The 273-nt window shown below is 60.4% G+C and carries 1 protein-coding gene; it reads left to right on the plus strand.

Going from position 1 to position 273, the window contains the following annotated elements; translation table 11 throughout:
* Positions 1 to 178 precede the first annotated feature (178 nt).
* Positions 179 to 273 (plus strand): hypothetical protein (locus SB764_RS40200; protein ID WP_410866780.1); only part of this gene is annotated, 95 nt, incomplete at its 3' end.

Below are 273 nucleotides of genomic sequence, written 5' to 3' on the forward strand. Positions count from 1 at the left end.
CAGGCGTAATCCTGCAGGCAGACAATCCGCGTTTCCCGGACATCCATGTTCCGGCATTGTCGGAATTGACGATCTGGGGCGTGGCCACCAAGTGCCTGCACCATGTCTAACAGGCGCTCTCGCATCAGATGCACGATTACGGGTGGCACCGGTGTCTAAGCCGGCAGTGATGCGCCGCATGCAGGAAATAGCGCACGTGGACGTGAACTGCTTCTACGCCTCGGCCGAGCGCGCCTTCAACCCGGCCTTGGAGGGCAAGCCGGTCATTGTTCT

Source organism: Paraburkholderia sp. SIMBA_027 (assembly GCF_046535315.1).
Classification (GTDB): domain Bacteria; phylum Pseudomonadota; class Gammaproteobacteria; order Burkholderiales; family Burkholderiaceae; genus Paraburkholderia; species Paraburkholderia tropica.